Below are 23,438 nucleotides of genomic sequence, written 5' to 3'. Positions count from 1 at the left end.
TCTCGACAGGCTCGACCAGCGATTGCTCAGCGCTTGCGCGCCGTACCGAACATGCCCCGGGTGATCTCACCGCCCACGGTGATCACCTTGTTCCAGAACGTGGGCGAGCTGAGCACCTTCTCGAACCCACTCTTGGGCGCCGGACGACTCGTCGTCCGCCCCTGCGACCTGGCCTGGGCCGCGGCCTGCTTGTCGCGTTCCTTGGCCGCGGCAGCGTCGGCCTTGGCCTGCTCGGCCCGCTGCTGCTCCTCGGCCGCTGCCGCCGCCCCGGCCTCGAGCTTGCGGGTGAGCATCTCGTAGGCCGAGTCGCGGTTCACCGCCTGGCCGTACTTGCGCATCATCGCCGACTGCGCGATGCCGCCGGCCATCATCTGCTCGGGCATCGGGTCCATCGACGCCTCGGGCGCCCGCATGCGCGTCCAGGCCACCGGGGTGGGCGCGCCGTTGGGGTTCAGCACCGTCACGATCGCCTCGCCGATGCCCAGGCCCTGCAGCACCTCGGTGAGGTCGTAGGCCGAGGTCGGGTAGGTGGCCACCGTCGCCTTCAGCGCCTTGGCGTCGTTGGGCGTGTGCGCCCGCAGCTGGTGCTGCACCCGCGAACCCAGCTGGGCCAGCACGTCGTCGGGCACGTCCTTGGGCGTCTGAGTGACGAAGAAGATGCCGACGCCCTTCGAACGGATCAGCCGGACGGTCTGCGCGATCGCCTGCAGAAAGGCCTTGGACGCGTCGGCGAACAGCAGGTGCGCCTCGTCGAAGAAGAACACCAGCTTGGGCTTGTCGACGTCACCCACCTCGGGCAGGTCGTGAAACAGGTCGGCCAGCAGCCACATCAAGAACGTCGAGAAGATCGCCGGACGGTCTTGCAGGTTGGGCAGCTCCAGCAGCGAGATGACTCCCTGGCCGTCGGGGGTGGTGCGAATTAGGTCGCGGGTGTCGAACTCGGGCTCGCCGAAGAACTCGTCCGCCCCCTGGGTCTGCAGCGTCACCAGCGAACGCAGAATCACCCCGGCGCTGGCCGACGACACGCCCCCGAGTTCCTTCAGTTCGGGTTTGCCCTCGTCAGAGGTCAGGTACGACACGACCGACCGCAGGTCTGCCAGGTCGAGCAGCGGCAGGCCTTTGGTGTCGCAGTAGTGAAAGATCAGGCCGAGCGTCGATTCTTGGGTTTCGTTCAGCCCCAGCACCTTGCTGAGCAGAATCGGCCCGAACGAACTCACGGTGGCCCGCAGCGGCACGCCGTGCCCCTGCCCGCCAAGCGCGTAGAACTCGACCGGGCAGCCGTGCGGCTGCCAGTTCTGCCCGATCGCCTGCGTGCGGGCCAGCAGCTTGTCGGACGACTTGCCGGGCAGCGCCAGCCCCGACAGGTCACCCTTGATGTCGGCCGCGAACACCGACACGCCGGCGCGGGCGATCTGCTCGGTCATCAACTGCAGGGTCTTGGTCTTGCCGGTGCCGGTGGCACCCGCCACGAGCCCGTGCCGGTTCAGCATCGACAACGAGATGCGAATCTTCGCGTCGGGAACTGGTTGCCCGTCGGCGATCAACACCCCCAGTTCGATGGATTCGGTGTCGAAGGTGTAGCCCTTGACGATGTCTGCGGTGTCCGGTGAACCCATGGCCCCAGATCATACGGCGAACGCTCCCCTAGACTGTGTGAGTGATCTTCAAGCGCGTCGGCGACGAGCGGCCGTACCCCGAACACGGCTACGTGCAGCGCCAGTGGGCCGCCATCGCGCCGCAGCAGATCAGGCTCGACCAGTTGGTCACCACCAAGCGCATTCTCGACTTGGAGCAGTTGCTCGAAGACGATTCCACCTTCTACGGCGACCTGTTCGCGCACGTCATTTCGTGGCAGGGCGACTACTACTTGGAGGACGGCCTGCACCGCGCGTTGCGCGCCGCGCTGCAGCAACGCCAGACCATGCACGCCCGCGTTCTCGAACTCAAGTAGTCTGGGTAGAGGTTCGGTCGAGTAGAGGAGCGGGTCGTTGCGGCAGGTGATCCGGGTGTTCAAGACGCCCGTCACGCTCATCATTCTGCTGGCGCTGGTCGCCGTGGGCGGCTGGTGGGGGCTGAAGAACGCCACCGCAGCCATTCCACCCCGCCCGCCCGAGCCCTGCGTGAAGGTCGACGTCGGCGGCAAGCTGACGCCCAACTACGTGACCGTACGCACCCTGAACGCAGGGCTGCGCGGTGGCCTGGCCAAGCGGGTCAGCACCGAGATGCGTGCAGTCGGCTACTACATCCTCAAGGTCAACAACAGCGATCAGAAGTTCGCCGAAACCGTCGTGATCGGCAACAGCAAAGACGACCCCGAGGTCAAGCTGGTCGCCGGCTTCTTCAAGAACGCCAAGACCCAGGGCGATGGCCGCATCGACCACGTGGTCGACGTGCTGCTCGGCGACGACTACGCCGGCAAGGCGGCCAAGCCGCTGACGTCCATCGCGGTCGACGGCCCCGTCTGCCTGCCGCCGCTGCCCGCCTCTGAGGCCAGTGCGACCGCCGCACCGGTGGCCACGCCGTCCGCGTCGCCCTCGGCGTCGCCCTCGAAAACCAAGAAGTAGCTCGCTAGTCGCGATCGTCGTGCCAGCGCGACAGCCGTCCACCGCGGCTGATCTGCTTGAACCGGTTCTCGACCCGGTAGCGGTAGCGCGACGGCACCACCACCAGCAGTTCGTCGCCGGTGCGAATCACGTCACGGCTACCGGGCGCGAACGGCGTGCCGTCACGAATGATCAACGACACCACGGTGCTGGGCGGCAGCCGCAGTTCGAACACCGTCACCCCGTGCAACTTGGAGCCGGACGGCACCTTGATCTGCATGAAGTCGGCCTGAATCTTGTCGAGCGGTGCCACCTCGACCTCGATGTCGACCGCGTCGTCACCCGTGGTCACGCCCAGCTTTCGCGCCACCCAACCCAAGGTGGGCGCCTGTAGCGTGGTGTAGACCACGACGAACACGAACACCAGGTCGAACAGCGTCTTGGCCTGGGGCAGCGTTGAGGCCAGCGGCACCGTGGCCATGATGATCGGGACGGCGCCGCGCAGGCCCGCCCACGACAGAAACGCCTGTTCTCGCCAGGGCACCTTGAACCACGCCGCGCACGCCCACACAGACAGAGGCCGCGCGATCAGGGTGAGAAACAGCCCCGCCAGCACGCCGGTGATCGCCACGTCGAGCGCGAACCGGTCGGGGTGGGCCAGCAGGCCCAGCATCACGAACAGGCCGATCTGGGCCACCCAGCCCACGCCTTCGGCGAACGACTTGGTGGCGTTGCGGTGCGGCAGGTCGCTGTTGCCCAGCACCACCGCGCAGATGTACACCGCGGCGAAGCCCGACACGTGCAGGTACGCCCCTGCGCCGTAAGCCAGCAGCGCCCAGCCCATGGCACCCAGCGGGTACAGGCCCGAGGCGGGCAGCGCGATGCGTTTGAGCACCCGGGCGCCCAGCCAGCCGATCGCCAGGCCGAGCAGCAAACCGCCCGCCAGTTCGACCAGCACCATGCCCAGAATCAACGGTGGCGATTCGGTGGACTCACCCAGCGCCCAGGCCGTGGCCGCGCTCACCAGCAGCACCACCGGCGCGTCGTTGAGGCCCGACTCGGCTTCGAGAATCGCCCGTAGGCGAGCCGGAATCGGCACCCGGCGCAGCACCGAGAACACCGCCGCCGAGTCGGTGGGCGCGGTGACCGCGCCCAGCAGCAGCGCGGTGGCCAGATCGAGGCCGAGCACCAAGTGACCGAACAGGGTCATGGCCACGATCGACACCCCGATGCCGACCGTGGCCAGTAACCCGGCCAGCGAGAGTATCGGACGCATCTCGCGCCACTTGGTGGTGAAGCCGCCCTCGCCCAGGATCAGCACCAGCGCGGCGAAGCCCAGATCGTGGGCCAGGGCGGCGTCGTCGAACTCGACCCAGAGCCCCACGCCGACGCCCAGAAACAGGAACAGCAGCAGCGACGGCAGCCCGACCGAACTCGACAGCCGGGCGGCGCCGAGTGCCGCCAGGAGCACGCCCGCCCCCGCCAGCAACATGGTGTCGAGAGTCAAGGCTCACCCCCTGGGGTCACTCTATGGCTCCCAGGGGGTGTCGCCCCGTTTCAGGCCCGTCACCTGCCGTTAACGCGGACTCAGCCGAACATCTCCTTGGCCTTGGCCGCCTCGCGCACCGCCTCGATGTCGCCGCCGACCTGGGCGGTCACCGCGGCCGACACCGCACCTTCGACCAGCGGCCCCGGGCACCAGTGCACCTGCTCGGGGTCGACCATCTCGAGCACCGACTCCACCGTCATGTCGGCCGAGCCCAGATCGGTCAGCAGCACCACCTGGTGCCCCGCGCCGGTGAGTTCTTCGACCGCGGCGTAGATCAGGTCGAACGACGTGCCGATGCCGCCGTCCTCGGTGCCGCCGGCGGCCCGGAACTCGACGTCTTTGGCCATTTGCTGGGCCAACTCGACCACGCCTTCGGCCAGTTTGGCCGAGTGCGAGACGATCACGAACGCGATACTCACCCGCTCAGCCCTCAACCGCTTCGGCGGCGTCGGCCGCGCAGGCCAGCAGATAGGCGGTGGACGTCGCCCCGGGGTCTTTGTGGCCGATCGACCGCTCCCCCAGGTAAGAGGCCCGGCCCTTGGTGGCCTTCAACGGAATCGTGGCCTCGGCACCCTCGGCGGCCGCATCGGCGGCGGCCCGCAACGCCTGGGCCGGGCTGTGACCAGCGTCGGCCGCCGCCTTCGCGGCCGTGATCGCCGGCGTCCAGGCGTCCACCATGGTCTTCTCGCCCGTGGTCGCCTTACCGCGGGTGACGATGCCGTCGAGGGCGGCCTCGCACAGCGTGGCGACCCACGCTGCGTCCAAGTCGCCCTCGGCGGCCTTCGAGGCGCGAATGAACGCCGTGCCGTACAACGGCCCGGCCGCTCCGCCCACCTTGGACATCAAGGTTTGGGCCACCAGCTTGAACACCCCCGCCACATCTTCGGGCGGCGCTTCGTCCATGCGTTGAATGACGGCCGTGAAGCCGCGCGCCATGTTCTCGCCGTGGTCGCCGTCACCGATCGCCCGGTCGAGGTCGATCAGTTCCATGCGGTGCTCGGTGAGTGTGTCGGACGACCGGCGCATCCAGTCCTTGGCCCACTCGACGTCCAGATTCGTCATTCAGATACCTCTCCTCAATGCGGCGGTGTTCACGGGGGCGTCCCACAGTTCGGTGAGTTCGTCGTCCAACTTCAGCACGGTGACCGAGCAGCCCTGCATCTCGAGCGACGTGATGTAGTTGCCGACCAGTGAACGGGTCACTTCGAGTCCGGCGGCCTCGAGGCGCTCGCGGGCGTGGCCGTAGACGATGAACAGTTCCGACTCGGGCGTGCCGCCCATGCCGTTGACGAACAGCAGCACCTGGCCGCCGCTGAGGTTCATGTCGTGCAGGATCGCGTCGACGAGTTGGTCGGTGATCTCGTTGGCCGACACCAGCGGCTGGCGCGAGCGGCCCGGCTCGCCGTGAATGCCGACGCCCATCTCGATCTCGTCCTCACCCAGATCGAAGGACGGCTTGCCGGCGTGCGGCACGGTGCAGGCGGTGAGTGCCACGCCCATCGAACGCACCTGGCCGATCACCTTTTCGGCCACCGCGACCACGGCGTCCAGGTCGTCGCCGCGCTCGGCGGCCGCCCCGACGATCTTCTCCACCAGCACGGTGCCGGCCACGCCGCGGCGTCCGGCGGTCCAGGTGGAGTCTTCGACCGCGACGTCGTCGTTCACCACGACAGCCTTGACGGTGATGCCCTCCATGTCGGCCAGTTCGGCCGCGGTTTCGAAGTTGAGCACGTCGCCGGTGTAGTTCTTCACGATGTGCAGCACACCGGCGCCGCCGTCGACGGCCTTGGTGGCCTCGAGAATCGGGTCGGGCGTGGGCGAGGTGAACACCGCACCGGGCACCGCCGCGTCGAGCATGCCGAGGCCGACGAAGCCGGCGTGCAGCGGTTCGTGGCCCGAGCCGCCGCCGGAGACCAGGCCGACCTTGCCCTGCTTGGGGGCGTCCGCACGCACCACGTAGTCGGGGTCGAGGTGAACGGTGACGATGTCAGAGAACGCGGCAGCGAACCCCTTCAGGGTTTCGGGCACCACATCGGCCGGATCGTTGATGAGCTTCTTCATTGAACTCTCTCCCTTAAGAGCGTGGGCCGCGGACCCCCGGCCGCGGCCGGCGCCGCCATGGCGCAAGACCCACTCTGCCCAATGTGGTCCACCCGCGAAAGACGAATGCCGAAAGCTTGGGCAGACGTTCACCCGCATCGACAAGGGATGGTCGCGCTGCCGCGTGGGTTCTACAGTGTTTGGGCGTGAAGAACATCGTGTTGGCCTTCGACGGCACGTGGAACACCCCCGACGACGAAGACACCGATCGCGACCAGGACGACTCCACCAACGTGTGGAAGTTCTACGAGGCGGTGAGTCCGTCCACGCCCCAGGGCATCGAACAGATCAAGTGGTACGAGAAGGGCGTCGGCACCAACTGGTACACCAAGATCACCGGCGGCGTGTTCGGCGCCGGGTTGTCGAACCGCATTCAAGACGGCTACCAGTGGCTGGCCGAGAACTTCGCCGAGGGCGACCAGATCTACCTGGTCGGCTTCAGCCGGGGCGCCTACACCGCGCGTTCGTTGGTGGGCATGATCCGCAACGCCGGGCTACTGCTGCCCGATGAGTCCGACCGCACCAAAGACGCCTACGACCTGTACCGCGATGACGAGGGCCCCGATTCACCCGAGGCGCTGACGTTTCGCGAGAGCTACTCGCGCGAGATCCGCGTTCGGTTTCTCGGGGTGTGGGACACGGTGGGTTCGCTGGGCATTCCGGTCGAGTCGTTCGACTGGTTCAACAAGGCCTACTACCAGTTTCACGACACCAAGCTCGGGCGGGTGGTCGAGAACGCCTTTCACGCCGTGGCCATCGACGAGCACCGCAAGAACTACACCTGCACGCTGTGGGATCCGGTCGAAGAGCCTAGCCAGCGGCTCGAACAGGTGTGGTTCGCGGGGGCGCACGCCAACGTCGGCGGCGGCTACGCCGACAACCAACTCAGCGACATTCCGTTGCTGTGGATGCTCGACCGTGCGGTGCAGTGCGGCCTGGCCGTCGACCCCGACCAGGTGCCCGACGTGCCGGCCGACCTGCTCGCGCCGCTGGTGGACTCGTACAGCCGGTTTCTCAAGGGCGCCTACCGCAAGCTAGAGCCACCCTTCCTGCGGCAGATCGGCGGCACGCGGTTCGGTCGCGAAGAGATTCACCCCTCGGTGACCAACCGCAGCCAGTTGGACGCCGAGTACCGCCCGGGCAACCCGATCGGCGAGCACCTTCGGGGCGAAGCTTGGAACAGCCCCGCCACCGGTCAGGACGCCGCCCCCGGGTGACCCGGGGGCGGCGCAGCCCTCACTTTCCCCAGATCGCCTTGAACGCGTCCTGGTAACCGGCCGGATCCCAGAAGTTGTCGGCCGTGGCGTTGTCTTTGGTCGACACGTGAATCTGCGGCACGTAGCCCGACGCCTTCTCGCCCGCGAACGCGCGGTTCAGCTCGTCCACGATCTGCCAGCCCTCGGACCGCAGCGGCGACGGAACGGTGGCGGCCTGGAAGTCGCCGGTGCGAATGCGGGTGAGCGCCGCCGCGTCGCCGTCGCCGGCACCCACGTTGACGGGAGCGGTGGCCGCGGTTTTGCCGGCCTGCCGGAAGGCAGCGGTGGCGTTCTCGAAGTAGACATCGTTGATGGCCACCGAGTAGGTCCACTTGTCACCGAGGCTGCTCAGCAGCGCGTTGGTTTCGGTGGGCATGCGGCTGGCCACGTCGGCGAGCGGAATGTTGCTGTACTTGAGCACGTTCACCGAGCTGCAGGTCTGCAACTGCTTCTGAATCATCTGGCTCTTGCCCTCGGCGAACGGAATCGAGCTGTCGGTGAAGATCACCACCCCCGCGGTGCCGTTCGACTTGGCGATGATGTAGTCGGCGCTGATCTTGGCCACGTCCTCGACCTTGGTGGTGACGTTGCTGAACAGCTTGCCGTCCGAGCTGGGGCCCGGGGTCGCCAAGGCCTGCCAGCCGACCAGCGGAATCTTGCCGGCGTTGGCCTGCTTCACCTGGTCGGCGGTCGTCGCGGGGTCGAAGCCCCCGATGATGATGCCGTCGGGCTTCAGCGTCAGGGCTTGATTGAAGGCGTTCTGAATGCCGGCGGGCGTGCCCTGACCGTCGATCGTCTTCAGCGTCCAGCCGATGGTCTTGGCGGCTTCCTCGAGACCGGTGGCGACTCCGGCGACGCCCGGGTTCTGCATCGACTGCGCCACGTACACGATGGTCTTGCCCGCGGCGGCCTTCGGGCCGGTGGTGGGGCCGTCCCACGTCGCGTCGGTGGCGGTCGCCTTGTCGACGGCCGCCTTCGAGGTGGCGACCACGTCGGCGCAGCCGCTCGCCGTGGTGGCGGCGGCGCTGGCGGTGTTGTTGGCGGCGTCCGAGCCGCGCGAGCAGCCGGCCAGGGCGATGGACGCGCCCAGCGCCAGCGCGAAGCCGGCGGCGAGCGGCCGGCGGAATGGTGATGCCATGGTGAAGCCTTTCTGAGATTGCGATGCGGGTTTACGAGGTGGACGAGTGGGCGTCGGGGTCGGCGGACGGGTCGACCACCGGGGTGGCGGACGTGCTGGGGCCGACGGTGTCGGCGAGTTGCGCATCGGCGGTGTGCACCCCGCTGCCGCCCTCGGGCGGCGGGGCGCCGGTGTCGACGGCCTTGTTGGCCGCGATGCCGGCCATGATCTTGCGGCGGGCGCTCCAGCCGGCCAGGCCGACGGCGATGAGCAGCGTGATGCCGTTGAACAGCGGGTTCACCCAGAAGTTGGCGCCGAGCTGGCCGATGCCGGCCAGGCCGATCGCCAGCGTGACGACGGCCACGATGGTGCCGGCGGCGTTGGGTCGTCCGGGCTTGATCACGGTGGAGCCCAGCAGGGCGGCCACGAACGCGGGCAGCATGTACTCGCTACCCACCGAGGGGTTACCGATCTGTTGCTGCGAGGCGAGCAGTACGCCGGCCACCCCCACCAGAAACGAGCAGGCGGCGAACGCGTACACCGAGTAGCGCCGGGTGGGCAGGCCGATCAGGTCGGCGGCGCGCTGGTTCGAACCCAGCACGTAGAAGTAGCGGCCGAGCGGCAGCCGCTCGAGCACGATCCACAGAATCACCGCGATCACTGCGACGTACCAGGCCGACACCGGAATGCCGGCGATCTTGCTGTCGTACAGGTCGGTGAACCCCGACGGCAGGCCGTCGCCGGTGGGTACCACCCGGGCGCCGTTGGTGATGGCGCCGGTGATCGCATACAGCACCGATCCGGTGCCCAGGGTGGCCACGAACGAGTCGATGCGGCCCAGTTCGACCAGCAGGCCGTTGACCACGCCCACGCAGGTGAGCAGCACCAGCACGATCAAGGCGGCGAGCATCCAGTCGACGCCGTTGACGACCAGCACCATCATCAGCACGTGGGCCAGGCCGAGCGCATACCCGATCGACACGTCGAACTTGCCGGTCGCGATCGGAATCATGGCGCCCAGCGCCAGAATCGCCGGAATCGAGTTGGCCCCCAGAATGGCGTTCAGGTTGGTGCCGGTCAGAAACGTGCCGGGCATCAGAATCGCGAAGACGATGAACAGGGCGACGGCCAGCACCAGCAGCCCGTAGGTGCCGACGAACGAACTGCCGCCGCGCCGTCGCCGGGCCGGACGGGCTGGCGCCGCTTGGGCTGCTGTGGTCATGGGTACGAACTCCTCAGTGAGTGGTCAGCAGGTTGGCGCCGGAGCTGGCGGCGGTGAGGTTGCCGACGGTGAGTTGATCGCCGGCGAGCTCTTCGGTCATACGGCCCTGAACGAAGACCAGCGCGCGGTGCGCGACGCTGGCCACCTCTTCGAAGTCGGTGCTCACCAGCACCACGGCCAGCCCGGCGTCGAGGGCGTCTTCGAGCAGCCGGTAGATGTCGGCCTTGGCGCCCACGTCGACGCCCGCGGTGGGTTCTTCGAGCACGATCACCTTGCGTTCGGCCGACAGCCAGCGGCCGACCATGACCTTCTGCTGATTGCCGCCCGACAGGGTGGCGATCGGCGCTTCGGGGTTGTTGGGCAGCACGCCGTAGGTGTCGGTGAGTTCGTCGCCGAGCGCCGCGTCCTTGCGCGGGCTGTTCCAGCTCAGCAGCTTGATGCCGCGCGGCCGCAGGTTGGCCAGAAAGTTCTCGCGCACGCTCATCTCGGGCGCCATGCCCTCTTCCATGCGGTTCGACGTGACGAAGCCGACGCCGCGGTCGACCGCCGCCGCGGGGGTGGACGGCGCGTAGGGGCGTCCCTCGAGGGTGAGGGTGCCGCCGTGGGTGGGAAAGGCGCCGGCGATGGCCCGGCCGAGTTGCAGGTGCCCCGCACCGGTCAGGCCGACCATGCCGACCACCTCGCCGGCGTGAACCTCGAAACTGACCGGTCCCGCGGGCCCGGCCAGCACCCGATCACCCGACAACACCACGGGACGCTGTTTGGCGTCGAAGCGCGACTGATAGGTCTTGGGCTTGCTGCCGACGATGTCGATGACGAGGTCTTGAGGGGTCTTGTCGTTGATCGCGCCGGTGTGCACCAGCCGTCCGTCTCGAAACACCGTGACGGTGTCGCTGATCGCGAACACCTCGTCGAGCCGGTGCGACACGTAGATCATGCCGCGGCCGCTCTCACGCAGCCGCTTGAGCACGTCGAACAGCCGGGCCGAGTCGGCGGCGGGCAGCGACGCGGTTGGCTCGTCCAACACCAGAATCGGTGCGTCGGCGGACAGGGCGCGGGCGATCGCCACCAACGAGCGTTCGGCCCGGGTCAGGTCGGCGATGAGCATCTGCGGGTCGACGTCGAGCTGCACCAGTTCGAGGGCGGCCTCGGCCTGTTTGCGCACCTGGCGCCAGCTGATCAGGCCGGCCCGCCGGGCGTAGGTGGTGCCCAAGGCGACGTTCTCGGCCACGCTCATGGCTTCGACCAGGCCGAGGTCCTGGTGAATGAAGGCCATCGACCGGGTCGCTTCGGGCGAGCCGAGCGCGTGACCCCGAACAGTGACCTCGCCCGCCGTGGGTGGGTACAGGCCCGACAGCACCTTGATCAGGGTGGACTTGCCGGCGCCGTTCTGGCCGAGCAGCGCGTGAATGCTGTGCGACTGCAGGGTGAAGTCGACACCCTTCAGCGCCTGGGTGGCGCCGAACTGCTTGACGAGGCCCGTGATCTGAATCAGGGGAACTTCGGTCATCGGGTGTCCTCAACTCTGAGCGAAACCAACATACTGGACTGTGGCCAACATCTTGGACTACTGACGCGCGCGACGCAACCCCGAAACAACGATTGCTCGCACGGCGGTCCCGATCAGAAGCTGCGGCCGGCCAGCGGGTTGCGGAACAGGCCCGCCAGTTGCTGCAGTTCGGCGACCACGTCGGCCGGCGAAAGCTCGGTCGAGCGCTGCCTGCTCATCGTCGAGCTGACCGCCAGGGTGGCCACCTCGCCGGGCGCGTTCTGCACCGCCACCGAGTAGCACACCTGCCCCAGGTTGGTCTCTTCGTCGTCGATGGCGTAGCCGCGCTCACGAACCTCCGCCAGGTCGCGCAGCAGGTCGGGCAGAGACTGAATGCTGCGTTCGGTGTAGCGGGGGAAGAGCTTGCCGCGAAAGCGGTCTTCGACCGCCTCGGCCGGCAGGGTGGCCAGCATCGCCTTGCCAGTAGCGGTGATGGACGCCGGGAAGCGGTCGCCGATACCGCCGGTGACCCGGCGCGGACGACCGGCCGCCTCGTAGCGGGCCAGATAGATCACGTCGGTGCCGTCCATCAGGGCCAGTCGGGCGGCCTCGCGCGAAATGATCGGCAACCGCCGCACCAGGGCGTAGAACTCCTCCAGGTCGTCCACGGTGGCCAGGTAGTCGGCGGCCAGGCCGAGAAAGCGCCGGCCCAGCCGATAGCGGCCGTCGTGGCGCCTGGCCATGCCTTCGTCCTCGAGCACCGAGCACAACAGCGCGGTGGTCGACTTCGCGATGCCGGTGCGGGCTGCGATGTCGGCCACCGTCAGACCCGCCTGGCCCGCATCGGCGAGCAGGTCGACGATGCTCATCGCCCGCGTGAGGGCCGGCACAGCACTGCGGTCCATCGCTACCCTTCTGAACAACCTACTGGATTATGAACAGAATAATGGCCTATCGTGATGCTGCAAGACCCCAACGAAGGGAACCTGACGTGAGTGCCGAGAGCGCCATCAACCCGCTTGCCCTGCCCGAGGTGACGCCGGCGGAGTTCGACGAGATCTTCGAGAAGCTCAAGAGGTGGGGCCAATATAGCGATCCGGCGCGCGGCGCCTGGGGCGCGGTGGGGCCCGAGCAGGTGCGGGCCGCCGCAGCCCTGGTGCGGTCTGGACGCACCGCCCAGATGTCGCTGCCGTGGAACACGGTCAGTGGCATCGACAACCCCCAGCCGGCTCTACACATGATGGTCGAACTGGGTGACCGAGAGCCGCCCGAACCCACCTGCAACAAGGACTTTCTGGGCGTCGCCTTTCACGGCAAGGCGGTCTCGCACCTCGACGCGCTCAGCCACATCGCCTATCGGGGAGTGCTGTTCGACGGCAACCCGTCCGCCGACGTGGTCAACGCCACCGGCACCGACTTCGGCGACGTCGCGGCGCTGCGGCATCTGGTCACCAGCGGCGTGCTGCTCGACTTCGCAGCCATCGACGGCCTCGATTGGGTCGAGCCGGGCACGGCCTTTCACGCCGACGACATTCTGCGCGCCGAAGCGGCCCTGGGTGTGCGCATCGAGCCGGGTGACGCGGTGCTGATTCGCAGCGGCCACTTCGCCCGCCGGGCGACGCTGGGCGCGTGGAACCCCGACGTCGACGGCAGCGCCGGCCTGCATGTCGACGCGATGCCGCTGCTGGCCGAGCGCGGTATCAGCCTGCTCGGCGGTGACGGCGACAGCGACGCCCGTCCAGCCCCCACCCCGGGCATCGGCTCGCCGATTCACGTTCTGGCGATCACCGCACTCGGCGTGCCGCTGCTCGACAATCTCGACCTCGAAGAGCTGTCGGTGGCCTGCCGCGACGAGGGCCGCTACAAGTTCATGCTCACCGTCGCGCCGCTCAACGTGCCCCGCGGCACCGGTGGACCAGTCAACCCCGTCGCGGTGTTCTGATGGCGCCCTTTCGGGTGGGGGTGTCGCGCGATTTTCTCGACGGCGACCGCAACGTCTGGGGCGACATCGGCCTGGCCAGGCTCGATGCGGCGGGCGTGCCGTGGCAGTACCTGCCAGGTGACGTGGCCGCCTTCTCACCGCACGATCTGGCCCCCTACGACGGGGTGCTGTTCGCCGGCCCAGCGGTGCCGGCGTCGGCCTTCGCCGACGACGTGCCACGGCCGGCGGTGCTGGCCCGATTCGGGGTCGGCTACGACACCGTCGACCTCGCTGCCTGCACGGCCCGCGGCGTCGCGGTGACGATCACCCCGGACGGCGCCCGCCGTCCGGTGGCCACCGCCACGCTGGCGATGCTGCTGGCCGTGCTGCACAACCTGGTGGCCAAAGATCGACTCGTGCGCGAGCACAAGTGGGCCGAGCGAACCAACCTGATGGGCACCGGGCTGAACGGCCTGACCATCGGACTCGTGGGCGTCGGCAACACCGGCGGCGAGTTCGTGCGGCTGCTGGCGCCGTTCGACGTCACCATCATCGGCAACGACCCGTTCTGCCCACCCGAGCGCGCCGCCGAACTCGGCGTCCGGCTGGTTGGCCGTGACGAACTGGCGGCCACCGCCGACGCCGTGGTGATCATGGCCGCCCTCACCCACGACACGTTTCACGCGGTCGATGCGGCCTTCTTGGCGGCCATGAAGCCGTCCGCGGTGGTGATCAACATGGCCCGCGGACCCATCGTCGACGAGCAGGCGCTGATCGGGGCGTTGACCTCGGGCGGCATCCGGGCGGCCGGGCTCGACGTGTTCGAGAGCGAGCCGCAGACGTCCGGCATCGAACGGCTGCCCAACGTGACCCTGGCGCCGCACTCGATCGCCTGGACGAGCGAGATGAGCTTGGGCAACGGCAACAGTTGCATCGACGCATTGCTGGCGGTGGCCGCGGGTCAGGCACCACGCTTTGTGGTGAACCGTGACGTGCTGACGCACCCGGCGTTCGAGCAGCGACTGAAGGAGTGGCGATGAAGGTCTGCGTACTGGGCCTGGGCAACATGGGCCTACCGGTGGCGATCAATCTGTCCAGGGCGGGTCACGACGTGACCGGGGCGAACATCGCGCCGGTGCCGGCGGCGTCCGAAGCCGGGGTGGCGGTGTCCACCGACGCCACCGAGGCCCTGCGCGACCGCGAGGTGGTGTTCTGCCTGCTGCCCGACCTGCCCTACCTCGAACCCATGCTGCCGGCCCTGTTGGACGGCGGCGCCACCGACCTGGTGGTGATGAGCACCATCTCGCCCAGCGCCGTCCGGGGCCTGGCCGAACGGCTCGACGGGCAGGTGCACGTGATGGACGCCTGCATGTCGGGCGGCGTGGCCAAGGCCGAGGACGGCACCATGTCGATCATGTGCGGCGCCGACGAGGCGATGTTCGAACGCGTCCGGCCGCTGTTGGACGTGATCGGCGGCACCGTCGAGCTGATGGGCCCGATCGGCGCCGGCGCGGTGACCAAGGCCTGCAACCAGATGGTGGTCGCAGGCACCCTGGTCGCGCTGGCCGAGGCGACCCTGGTGGCCAAAGACAACGGCCTCGACGCGCACCACGTGCTGCAGGTGCTGGGGGCCGGGCTGGCGGCCTCGGAACTGCTCGACCAGAAGGCTGCCAAGCTCGCCGACGAAGACTTCAGCCCCAGCGGTCCGGCGAAGTTCCTCGTCAAAGACCTCACCTTCGCCACCGACAGCGCCGGCGGACGTGACCTGCCGTCGCTGCAGGTGTCGCTGGACCTGTTCACCGGCCTCACCAAGGCCGGCCTGGGCGACGACGACAACAGCGTCGTGCTGCAGTACCTGCGTCAGATCAGCTAGTCACACCCTATTCATCAACCGCGAGAGCCTCGATCTGCTGGTTCGCCGGGAGGCTCGAGGACGACTCCTCGGTGTTGAGCGATGGCTACCACCGCCCAACCCTCGCCGCTTTGAGGTATGGAGCCCCAGGTGCCCTGCTCGCGCGCCTCGGCCTGCAGGTGCCTGCGGATAGTCGTGATGTCGCGGATCGCCATGCCGCGCAGCTTACGTCCCACGAATGAGGCGGCATGACGAAGGTCCGCCCCAACTGAGTGGGACGGACCTTGGCGGTGGCGGTGGGATTTGAACCCACGGTGGGCAAAAACCCACACACGCTTTCGAGGCGTGCTCCTTAGGCCGCTCGGACACGCCACCGTCGGCGATTCTATCGGGCCAGGGCGACCCGCCGCCAAATCAGGGGGCCGGACGGTAGCGCAGGCTGCGCAGCAGCACCTCGTAGCCGGCGGTCGCCACCTTGAGCAGAGGGTGTTCACCGAAGCGGTAGAGCATGGCCGGCCGCAGCTCGTCCGCGCGTGCGGGGTGCTGCAGTCGCCAGTACCGTTCGGCCCGGCGGGCGTGCAGCGGGTCGCTGATCATGCCCACGACGCCGCCTGGCTCGATCAACTCGGCGCAGTTGCCGACGTTCTGCCACGTGTTCGTGGCCGCGGTCTCCGTCGTGATGCGGCTCGGCAGGATGCCGTGGCGATCGGTCAGGTCGCGCGCCATCACCTCGGCCTCGCCGGCGCCCGAGATGACGAACCGGGTGGTGGCGCGGGCATTGCGAGCGGCCAGGTCGACCCGCCAGCGCTGGGCCGCCGAGGGGCGTCCGTCGCGCAGGGACGGGCAGCCGAGTACGAGCAGAGTGTCATGTGACGGTTGGTGGATCCCGGCGTTCGCCGGGATGACGGAGACGCGGGCATGCGCGGCCTCGGCGAGCAGCCACAACCCGGCGACGCCGAGACAGAGGTCTCGACCGGCTCGACCGACGCGATTCACCGTCGGCCCTCGAAGAAGTCGCGCAGTAGTTCACCGCACGCGTCTGCTTCGACCCCGGCGACCACCTCGACCCGGTGATTCAGCCGCGGATCGCGCACCACGTCGAACAGCGACGACACCGCCCCGGCCTTCGGGTCCCACGCGCCGATCACCACCCGTTCGACCCTGGCCAGCACAAGAGCTCCCGCGCACATCGTGCACGGCTCGAGCGTCACCACCAGGGTGTGCCCGTCCAGATGCCACGACCCGACGGCCTCAGCCGCCCGCCGCAGCGCCAGCACCTCGGCGTGCGCGGTGGGGTCGCCGGTGAGCTCGCGTTCGTTGTGCCCCGCCGCCACCACGTCACCGGACGGCGCCACCACCACCGCTCCGATCGGCACGTCACCGTGCGCGGGAGCGAGGGCCGCCTGTGCCAACGCCGACGCCATGGCCGGCCGCCAGCGGTTCACGACGGGCTCAGAGCCCGAACGACGACTGCACCGCCTTGCGGTACTGCGCGCCGAACTTCAGCTTCTTGGCGATGCGTTCGACCAACGTGTCGGAGTCTTCGTCCTCGTCGCACAGCGCCTCGAGCTCGAAGTCGGGCAGGCCGACGTCGGCGAAGATGTCGAGGTCGCCGATCGGGCCGGCGTCGTCGTCGTCCTCGGGCAGTTCAGAGCCCAGGAAGTCGGCCACGTCACGGGCGATGGGCCAGTCGGCGGCAGCGAGTTCGTCCGACAGCAGCACCTGAACCTTCTTGCCGCGCACGCGCGCCGCCACGAAGAACTCCGAGGCGATCGACACCAGGCCGACCGCACCGCCGTCGCCGGGAATGCGCCGCAACTGGGCGATCAGTTCGTCCAGATCGTTGGCCAGTTCGATGCCCAGCGGCACGGCGACCGGCTGGCCGTCTTCGCGGTACAGGGCCACCACGAGGTCGATGTCGTCTTCAGTGGCGTCGTCGGGGTAGTCGTCCTCGTCGTCGTCCGCGTCGTCGTCGAGCACCAGTTCCACCGCGGGTTCGAGGTCGTCGAGGCCCGGACGGTCGTCGCCGGGTTCATCGGTGTACCTACTCATCACCACTCCTTGTCTGGGCCTCCATCGTGTCATGCCCGCCGAGACGGCGCACACCGGCCGATAAGGTTCAGCTGTGGAACTGCGCGCACTCGATCATCCGCTGGTCTCGCACAAGGTGACGCTGCTGCGTAGCGTCGAGACCGGTTCGCCGGTCTTTCGCCAGCTCGTCGAAGAGCTCGTCACTCTGCTGGCCTACGAGGCCACCCGTGACGTGCGGGTGGACGATTGCGAGGTCACCACCCCGATCACCGTCACCAAGGGCAAGAAGCTGTCGCAGCCGCGTCCCTTGGTGGTACCGATTCTGCGCGCCGGGCTGGGCATGCTCGAGGGCATGATGCGGCTGATGCCGACCGCCGAGGTGGGGTTCGTGGGCATGGTGCGCGACGAAGAGACGCTCGAGCCGTTCACCTACGCCGAACGCCTGCCCCAGGATCTGTCCGGCCGGCAGTGCTACGTGCTCGACCCGATGCTCGCCACCGGCGGCTCGCTGGGCGGTACCGTCCGTTTTCTGGTCGACCGGGGCGCCGATCACATCACCTGCATCTGCCTGCTGGCCGCGCCCGAGGGCATCGAACGGCTGCGCAGCCTGGTCGACCCCATCGGCGTGCCCACCACGCTGGTGGTGGCCGCGATCGATGAACGGCTCAACGAGCACGGCTACATCGTGCCCGGTCTGGGCGATGCCGGGGATCGGTTGTACGGACTGGCCCAGTAGCCGGGCCGATACGATGAGCCATGACCACCTCGTGGCTCGTCCTGGTCGCCAATTCGGGCGACGGCACCATCAGTTCGTTCTCGCTGCGCGACGGTGAACTGCAGCGGCTCAGCGTCACCGGCGGGGCTCCGGGCTGCTCCACCTTCTGCGTGGACGCCACCCGCGATCTGGTCTACGCCTCGGTGAAGGGCAACGATCAAGGCATCACCACGTTCGCCCTCGACCGCAGCTCTGGACGGCTGTCGAAACGTTCGCACCTGTCGCTGCCCGACGGCGCGATGAACTATCTCACCCTCACCCGTGGCGGCACGGCCCTGCTCGGCGCCTGCTACGGCGGCGGCTACGGCATCAGCAGCGCGGTGCACGACGGCGAGGTGAGCGAACCGGTGTCACGCATCGAGTTTCCCAACCTGCACTCGGTGCGCGCCAGCAGCGACGGACGCTACGCCTACTTCGTGTCGCTCGGTGCCGATCTGGTCGCCCAGTACGCCCTGGACGCCTGGCTGAACCTGCGGCCGCTCACCCCGGCCACCGTCGCCGCCCCCGCCGGCTCGGGGCCCCGACACCTGGTGCTCAACGCGGCGCAGGATTCGCTGTACGTGCTCACCGAGTTCTCCGGCGAGGTGCTTCGTTACCGGCGCGACAAGCACTTCGGTAACCTCACCGCCGCCGGCAGCGTGACGGCCATCGACGAGTCGAAAGGCCTGGGCCACAGCGAGTTCGGCGCAGACCCGCTCGAGCACCACTACATCTGGGGCGCCGACCTGCACTTCTCTGACCCGTCGCACCTGTGGTGCTCCGAGCGCACCGAGAGCACCCTCGGTGCGGTGAGGGTGGCGGCCGACGGCTCGATGACGCCGCCGGCCTCGTTCACCGTCACCGAGACCCAGCCCCGCGGCTTCGCGGTGTCACCTGATGGCCGCTACCTGATCTGCGCCGGTGAGCGGTCGACCAGCATCGCGCTCTATCGGGTGCACGGCGACGAGCTCGAACTGGTCAAGCGCGCCGAGACCGGCCACAAGGCCAACTGGGTCTGGGTGATGGCCCGCTGATCCACCGCTGGTCGAGCGTTCAGACGAAGCGGTACGGGTTGGTCTTCAGCAGCGCCATCAGGTACCACGACGTCGCCCCGGTGTGCAGGTTCGGGAAGTAGCCGAACCCGAAACCTGTGTCGAGCGGCGAGGTGGCCGCCACCAGGCCGCCGGGGTTCACCGTGCCACCGAACTTCTGCCCCTTGCCCAGCTTGATCTGGGCGTTCGCCAATTGGGTGAGCAGGTCGCCCGCCCGCACCCGGTCGTCGTCCGCACCGCGGTTCAGCAGCGCCAACGCCAGTTGCGACGTGCCTTCCAGCCAGACCGCGGCCACGTCGGGCTTGGGGTTCCACGACTGGCCGCCGATGTTCTGGGTCGGGTCGGCCAGCAGCGAGCCCGAGGCGAACGCCACGCCGGTGATGCTGAGGTTGCCGGTGAGCGCCGAATTGGCCCGCAGCGGAGTGTCGGTGGTGGCCAGGTTGGTGCGTGCCCAGTCGAGGGCCTTCGCGTAGCCCGACTTGCGCGCCGCCAGCCACGACCAGGTCTGCACGTCGAGCGGCAGTTGGCCGGCGGCCTTGTTGATCGTGGCACCGTCGTCGGACCCGGTCCAGAAGAAGCCGTCGTCGGCGTTCCAGACCCGCTCGACGAAGTCCCAGGCGTGCGCGGCGCGGGTGGCCCACACGGCCCGTCCGGTCAGCCGGCGCAGCAGGGTGAAGAACGCGAACACGTCGATGTTGTGCTCGGTGGACTTGTGCCCTTCGAGGCCCGCGGTCTCGCCGAAGGTGTAGCCCTTGAGCCCCGTGGTGCTGTGGGTGTTGGTCTGAATCCACGTGCCGATGCGCACCGCGCCCTTCAGGTATTCCGGACGTGCAGTGGCCCACGCCAGTTGAGCCAGCGCGATTCCGGCCCAGCTCATGTCGCCCACAGCGGTGCCGGTGAGGCCGAACTCCCAGCCGAAGTGCGCCGTGCCGTTGGGGTTGACGAAGGTGTCGGCGTGGTAGGCCTGCCGCAGCCGGTGGTCGGTGAAGGTTTCGTCGTGGGCCATGGCGTAGAGCAGTGCGTCACCAATGGCGCGGGCCCGGGCCTTGTCGCCGACGGCCAGCAGGGCGATGATCGCCAGGGCGTTGTCGTAGGTGAAGGCGATGTCGGTGAGCCCCGAATCGTCCTGGTAGCTCTGGGCCAGCCGAAAGCCCGAGGTGCGGTAGGCGTCCACGACGCGCTGCACGAACTTGGTGGCCGCGCGCGACTCGGCAGAAGGACGACCGGTGGTGAGCGGAGCGGCGGCCGCGGGCGGGGTGGACAGCGCGAACGGTGCGGCCGCACTCAGCGCGGCGGCGCCGCCGAGGGCAGCACGACGAGACAGCGGAAGCGACATCGATTCCTCCAAGGGGGGTAGTGAGAGCGCTCTCAGTCTTTCGCGTGGCGGACCGTGTCGCAAGGGATTGGAGCAGCGGCGGGCGTAAGAAAATCGCCGTCCGTTCGAGTTGCGTTGAGTGCTCGACCGACGCGCGGTCAGTCCTGCTCGTCCGCCCATGCCTTGGTGAGCCCGCGGAAGTGGGCGAGGAACATGTCGTGCTCGTGCGGCGGGTACATGCCCTGCACGGTTCTGACCAACAAATGGTCGAACGCGTCCGAGCGCACCCACTCGAGCACGGCGGCGTCCAGATGGCCCAGATGTTCGTTGCAGAACGCCCAGTACTTGTCGGTCTCGAAGTACTGGTCGGCGAGCTCGGCGTACTCGTCGAGCTTGGCCTCGTAGCTGAGCGACGGGTCGTCCGCGATCTCGAAGAACCGCTCGGTGTGCAGGTCGACGGTGCCCTTGCGTCCGGTGACCAGGCAGTAGACGCTCCACCGCACCAGCGCCTTGATGGCCCAGGGGAAGTAGTAGTGCAGCGAGGTGACCGCCACGTCGGGGCAGGCGTTGGCGTAGTCGATCGGGTACACGTCGTCGCCGGCCACGAGCATTTCGGCCGAGTTGAACTCCCAGGCGAAGAACGCGTTGACGATGCGGCTGATGGCCGCGGTTTCGAAGCCGGCCCTGGCCGACAGAAAGCCGTGCGACACGTGGTAGCGGTTGTGCATCGGCTGGTCGGGGCGAAAGTCCATCACCATCGTCTCGGGCCCGATCGACAGCGCGCGGGCGAACACCTCATAGTCGACGGTGGCCTGCAGGTGCATCAGCATCTCGCCCGACGCGTCGTAGGCGCGGCGCAGGTCGTCGGCGTTGTTGATGCGCGACACCCCCCGCCAGCCGCCGCCGTCGAATGGCTTCATGTAGAGCGGGTAGCCCAGGTCGGCAGCGATCGCCTCGAGATCGAAACCCTTGTTGTACTTGCTCGAGGTGTAGGCCCAGCGCACGTTGTCGACCGGGTTCTTGTACGGCACGAGCACGGTCTTGGGCACCTTCAGGCCGAGTCGCAGCATGGCGCAGTAGGCGCTGTGCTTCTCCATCGACTGAAACGTGAACGGGCTGTTCAGCAGGTAGGTGCCGTTCACGAGCGCGGCCTTCTTCAGCCACTCGCGTGGGTGGTAGTACCAGTACGCGAGCCGGTCGATCACCAGCGGCGTGCGCACCGGGTCGGTGAGATCGAAGGGTTCGATGGTGAGCCGTTCGGCCGCCATGGTGTGGGTGACGCCGTCGACGGTGATGGGCCCCACCATGCCGAGAACCGCCTCGAACGCCTGTGGCCAGTCTTCTTCTGCACCGAGGAGCAGCCCGATCAGATGATGCTCGTTGATCATGCGGCTGAGGGTAGTGGCAGCGTGCGTCTCAGCAGAAGCGGGGCAGGTATTCCGCGATCTGCCGCTGCCACCAGTGCCAGTCGTGCGACACGTCGTGACCCCACAGTTGCAGCTCGTGGTTGAGGCCCTTCTCGGCGAGCAGGTGCCCCATGTGCCGGGTGGACGGCAGCGCGCCCGTCGGATGCGTTTCCCACGCCCCCTGGCCGGCCACGAGAATGCCGAAGAACCTCGACCGCAGCCAGTCGAGGTGATCGCCACCCAGGTTGGGCACGTAGTGGGTGGGGTTGGCGAAGTAGGCGGCGTCGCCACGATCGCCCCAGGCCCGCCACGTGGTCGGGTCGTAGTTGCCCGACAGGCAGATGGCTACCGGAAACAGGTCGGCCCGGGTGAGCGCGAACTGCAGTGCGTGGTAGGCGCCGAGCGAGCAGCCGGTGACGATCGCGTCACCCGCACCAGGTGTGTCGGCGCCGATGAAGCCGGCCACCTGCTCGGTGATCCAGCTCGCGTAGGCGCCGTGCCGGCGGGCCCGTTCCTCCAACGGCAGCCACGAGTCCGACCAGGTGTAGCGGTCGAACGAATCGACGCAGTAGAGCTTGATGCGGCCCGCGTCGATGAGCGGCTGCACGGCCGCCACCATGCCGTTGTTCTCGTAATCCCAGGCCCGTCCGGCCTCGGACGGAAAGACGACCACCGGCCGTCCCCAGTGGCCGTAGCGAATCACCGTGCCGCGATGGGCGAGGCCGGGGGCGTCCAGTTCGACAAGGTATCGGTCCATCAGGGCCAGGCCTCCTGCAGCAGTCGGGTCAGGTGTGGGTCGAGCAGGTCGCGCCAGGTCGTCCAGGTGTGGCCGTCGGGCACGTCACCCCAGCCGATGTCGCCGCCGATTTCGGCCAGGTGGGCGGCGAGGGCGACGTTGTTGGCGAGGTTCTCTTCTTGGGTGCCGCACACGAACATGGACGGGATTCGTTCGGGCGCGGGGCTGGTGTAGAGGGTCGAGGTGAAGCCGGTGACCTCGGCCCAGCGCGAGTAGCCGCGCTCTTGCGGGTCGAACTCAGGGGTGAAGAACGACCCCGACTGCAGAAACAGGCCCGCGAACGTGCCCGGGTGGCGACGGGCGGCGTGCAGGGCGGCCAGGGCGCCGAGCGACTGGCCCATCAGCACAGGCGTGCCGAGGGTGGTCACCTGGTCATTGACGGCCGGAATGATGTCTTCGACGAGCGCCTTGGCGTAGCGGGCGTTGGCGGCGTAGCGGGCGTTGCGGTCGGGGCCCGGGTCGAGCAGCAGCAGCCGCAGGGGCGGCAGCTCGTGGCCGGCGATGGCCGCGGCGATGAAGTCGGTGAGCCGGCCGTAACGGGCCATCTGGGTGCCGTCGTGGCTGATCAGCAGCGGCAGCGGCGTGCCGCGCCAGGTGTCGGCGGGCGCCCAGAGTTCGCCGGTCACCGAACCGTCGGCGGTGTCGAAGGCGACGGGGGTTGCACGGCCCTCGACGCGTGGGGCGTCCAGCCAGGCGGGTTCGGCGTAGCCGGGCATGGGCAGCCACGAGTGGTCGCCGAACACGCCCTCGACGAGCAACGGGTTGGTGGGATCGGTGACCAGCACGGTGTCGAGCCCGTCCGACAGCTCGAACAGGTATTCGACGCGGTGGGCGCCCGGGTGCGGTATCTCGAGCAGCCAGCCGTCGTCGGTGCGCTCGAACTCGCGCTGCGCCACGGGCACTTCGCTCCAGAGCCGCACGCTCTGCATCCCGGGGTCGGTATCGGTCAGCCGGAACACCACGCGGTCGGTCTCGACGGTGGTCGCCTCGGTGGTCAGGGGCACTGATCGAGGGTATCGGCTGTCACGGGTTGCG

Annotated in this window: 24 protein-coding genes and 1 tRNA gene; 8 read left to right on the top strand and 17 right to left on the bottom strand. The window is 68.4% G+C overall.

Annotated features, from left to right (window positions below):
* Positions 1 to 26 precede the first annotated feature (26 nt).
* Positions 27 to 1,616 (bottom strand): helicase HerA-like domain-containing protein, encoded by a 1,590-nt coding sequence (locus MPLG2_RS15475; RefSeq protein ID WP_105186920.1) that lies wholly within the window; start codon positions 1,614 to 1,616, stop codon positions 27 to 29.
* A gap of 41 nt (positions 1,617 to 1,657) precedes the next feature.
* On the opposite strand from MPLG2_RS15475, the gene MPLG2_RS15470 reads away from it, so the two are divergent.
* Together MPLG2_RS15470 and MPLG2_RS15465 are read left to right on the top strand one after the other, a co-directional pair.
* The gene (locus tag MPLG2_RS15470) at positions 1,658 to 1,951 is read left to right on the top strand and encodes a type II toxin-antitoxin system VapB family antitoxin (RefSeq protein ID WP_105186919.1); all 294 of its coding nucleotides are present in this window, start codon (positions 1,658 to 1,660) and stop codon (positions 1,949 to 1,951) included.
* A 46-nt stretch (positions 1,952 to 1,997) separates the two neighbouring features.
* Positions 1,998 to 2,564 (top strand): LytR C-terminal domain-containing protein, encoded by a 567-nt coding sequence (locus MPLG2_RS15465; RefSeq protein ID WP_231936008.1) that lies wholly within the window; start codon positions 1,998 to 2,000, stop codon positions 2,562 to 2,564.
* A 4-nt stretch (positions 2,565 to 2,568) separates the two neighbouring features.
* Here the strand turns inward: MPLG2_RS15465 and MPLG2_RS15460 are convergent, their stop codons facing one another.
* The 4 genes from MPLG2_RS15460 to dhaK all read right to left on the bottom strand — a co-directional run bounded on the left by MPLG2_RS15460 (position 2,569) and on the right by dhaK (position 6,153).
* Positions 2,569 to 4,035, bottom strand: coding sequence for a potassium/proton antiporter (locus MPLG2_RS15460; RefSeq protein WP_105186917.1), 1,467 nt, complete (start codon positions 4,033 to 4,035; stop codon positions 2,569 to 2,571).
* A 95-nt stretch (positions 4,036 to 4,130) separates the two neighbouring features.
* The gene (gene dhaM / locus MPLG2_RS15455; RefSeq protein WP_105186916.1) at positions 4,131 to 4,511 is read right to left on the bottom strand and encodes a dihydroxyacetone kinase phosphoryl donor subunit DhaM; all 381 of its coding nucleotides are present in this window, start codon (positions 4,509 to 4,511) and stop codon (positions 4,131 to 4,133) included.
* Positions 4,512 to 4,515: 4 nt separating this feature from the next.
* A complete protein-coding gene (gene dhaL, locus MPLG2_RS15450; RefSeq protein ID WP_105186915.1) occupies positions 4,516 to 5,154 on the bottom strand; it encodes a dihydroxyacetone kinase subunit DhaL in 639 nt (212 codons plus the stop codon).
* Positions 5,155 to 6,153: a dihydroxyacetone kinase subunit DhaK gene (gene dhaK, locus MPLG2_RS15445; RefSeq protein WP_105186914.1), complete on the bottom strand. Its 999-nt coding sequence runs from the start codon at positions 6,151 to 6,153 to the stop codon at positions 5,155 to 5,157.
* Positions 6,154 to 6,338: 185 nt separating this feature from the next.
* On the opposite strand from dhaK, the gene MPLG2_RS15440 reads away from it, so the two are divergent.
* Positions 6,339 to 7,409: a DUF2235 domain-containing protein gene (locus MPLG2_RS15440; protein WP_105186913.1), complete on the top strand. Its 1,071-nt coding sequence runs from the start codon at positions 6,339 to 6,341 to the stop codon at positions 7,407 to 7,409.
* Between the two features lie 19 nt (positions 7,410 to 7,428).
* Here the strand turns inward: MPLG2_RS15440 and MPLG2_RS15435 are convergent, their stop codons facing one another.
* From MPLG2_RS15435 to MPLG2_RS15420, 4 genes are all read right to left on the bottom strand, one after another.
* Entirely contained in the window at positions 7,429 to 8,586 is a 1,158-nt protein-coding gene (locus MPLG2_RS15435; protein WP_105186912.1) for a substrate-binding domain-containing protein, read from the bottom strand.
* Positions 8,587 to 8,617: 31 nt separating this feature from the next.
* A complete protein-coding gene (locus tag MPLG2_RS15430) occupies positions 8,618 to 9,787 on the bottom strand; it encodes an ABC transporter permease (RefSeq protein WP_105186911.1) in 1,170 nt (389 codons plus the stop codon).
* Positions 9,788 to 9,800: 13 nt separating this feature from the next.
* Positions 9,801 to 11,297: a sugar ABC transporter ATP-binding protein gene (locus tag MPLG2_RS15425; protein ID WP_105186910.1), complete on the bottom strand. Its 1,497-nt coding sequence runs from the start codon at positions 11,295 to 11,297 to the stop codon at positions 9,801 to 9,803.
* A gap of 113 nt (positions 11,298 to 11,410) precedes the next feature.
* On the bottom strand, positions 11,411 to 12,181 hold the full coding sequence (locus tag MPLG2_RS15420; RefSeq protein ID WP_105186909.1) for an IclR family transcriptional regulator: 771 nt from the start codon (positions 12,179 to 12,181) through the stop codon (positions 11,411 to 11,413).
* An 86-nt stretch (positions 12,182 to 12,267) separates the two neighbouring features.
* Here MPLG2_RS15420 and MPLG2_RS15415 point away from each other — a divergent pair, with 86 nt between their 5' ends.
* Genes MPLG2_RS15415 through MPLG2_RS15405 form a run of 3 tightly spaced genes read left to right on the top strand, consistent with a single transcriptional unit; the run spans position 12,268 to position 15,070 of the window.
* Positions 12,268 to 13,218, top strand: coding sequence for a cyclase family protein (locus tag MPLG2_RS15415; protein ID WP_197709974.1), 951 nt, complete (start codon positions 12,268 to 12,270; stop codon positions 13,216 to 13,218).
* On the top strand, positions 13,218 to 14,237 hold the full coding sequence (locus MPLG2_RS15410; protein ID WP_105186907.1) for a 2-hydroxyacid dehydrogenase: 1,020 nt from the start codon (positions 13,218 to 13,220) through the stop codon (positions 14,235 to 14,237). Before MPLG2_RS15415 ends, MPLG2_RS15410 begins: the two co-directional genes overlap by 1 nt.
* Positions 14,234 to 15,070, top strand: a complete 837-nt coding sequence (locus MPLG2_RS15405) for an NAD(P)-dependent oxidoreductase (RefSeq protein ID WP_158681261.1) — start codon at positions 14,234 to 14,236, stop codon at positions 15,068 to 15,070. Before MPLG2_RS15410 ends, MPLG2_RS15405 begins: the two co-directional genes overlap by 4 nt.
* Before the next feature lie 264 nt (positions 15,071 to 15,334).
* Here the strand turns inward: MPLG2_RS15405 and MPLG2_RS15400 are convergent.
* The 4 genes from MPLG2_RS15400 to MPLG2_RS15385 form a co-directional block, all read right to left on the bottom strand.
* A tRNA-Ser gene (locus tag MPLG2_RS15400) sits at positions 15,335 to 15,424 on the bottom strand.
* A gap of 39 nt (positions 15,425 to 15,463) precedes the next feature.
* Complete coding sequence (locus tag MPLG2_RS15395; RefSeq protein ID WP_105186905.1) at positions 15,464 to 16,045, bottom strand: YdcF family protein; 582 nt, start codon at positions 16,043 to 16,045, stop codon at positions 15,464 to 15,466.
* Positions 16,042 to 16,494, bottom strand: a complete 453-nt coding sequence (tadA, locus tag MPLG2_RS15390; protein WP_231935687.1) for a tRNA adenosine(34) deaminase TadA — start codon at positions 16,492 to 16,494, stop codon at positions 16,042 to 16,044. The genes MPLG2_RS15395 and tadA overlap by 4 nt, the downstream gene beginning before the upstream one ends.
* Before the next feature lie 7 nt (positions 16,495 to 16,501).
* Complete coding sequence (locus MPLG2_RS15385) at positions 16,502 to 17,101, bottom strand: tRNA adenosine deaminase-associated protein (protein WP_197709973.1); 600 nt, start codon at positions 17,099 to 17,101, stop codon at positions 16,502 to 16,504.
* A gap of 73 nt (positions 17,102 to 17,174) precedes the next feature.
* Here MPLG2_RS15385 and upp point away from each other — a divergent pair, with 73 nt between their 5' ends.
* Positions 17,175 to 17,816: a uracil phosphoribosyltransferase gene (gene upp / locus MPLG2_RS15380; RefSeq protein ID WP_105186903.1), complete on the top strand. Its 642-nt coding sequence runs from the start codon at positions 17,175 to 17,177 to the stop codon at positions 17,814 to 17,816.
* Positions 17,817 to 17,836: 20 nt separating this feature from the next.
* On the top strand, positions 17,837 to 18,868 hold the full coding sequence (locus tag MPLG2_RS15375) for a lactonase family protein (protein ID WP_105186902.1): 1,032 nt from the start codon (positions 17,837 to 17,839) through the stop codon (positions 18,866 to 18,868).
* Positions 18,869 to 18,887: 19 nt separating this feature from the next.
* Here the strand turns inward: MPLG2_RS15375 and MPLG2_RS15370 are convergent, their stop codons facing one another.
* From MPLG2_RS15370 to MPLG2_RS15355, 4 genes are all read right to left on the bottom strand, one after another.
* Positions 18,888 to 20,222 (bottom strand): Tat pathway signal sequence domain protein, encoded by a 1,335-nt coding sequence (locus MPLG2_RS15370; RefSeq protein ID WP_105186901.1) that lies wholly within the window; start codon positions 20,220 to 20,222, stop codon positions 18,888 to 18,890.
* Between the two features lie 137 nt (positions 20,223 to 20,359).
* The gene (locus tag MPLG2_RS15365; RefSeq protein WP_105186900.1) at positions 20,360 to 21,589 is read right to left on the bottom strand and encodes an ATP-grasp domain-containing protein; all 1,230 of its coding nucleotides are present in this window, start codon (positions 21,587 to 21,589) and stop codon (positions 20,360 to 20,362) included.
* 28 nt (positions 21,590 to 21,617) lie between these two features.
* Complete coding sequence (locus MPLG2_RS15360; RefSeq protein ID WP_105186899.1) at positions 21,618 to 22,364, bottom strand: esterase family protein; 747 nt, start codon at positions 22,362 to 22,364, stop codon at positions 21,618 to 21,620.
* Positions 22,364 to 23,407, bottom strand: coding sequence for an alpha/beta hydrolase (locus MPLG2_RS15355; RefSeq protein ID WP_231935686.1), 1,044 nt, complete (start codon positions 23,405 to 23,407; stop codon positions 22,364 to 22,366). The genes MPLG2_RS15360 and MPLG2_RS15355 overlap by 1 nt, the downstream gene beginning before the upstream one ends.
* Positions 23,408 to 23,438 lie beyond the last annotated feature (31 nt).

This window comes from Micropruina glycogenica, assembly GCF_900289045.1.
Classification (GTDB): domain Bacteria; phylum Actinomycetota; class Actinomycetes; order Propionibacteriales; family Propionibacteriaceae; genus Micropruina; species Micropruina glycogenica.
Note: the sequence above shows the minus strand (reverse complement) of the source record. Positions and strands in the feature narration are given on the sequence as shown.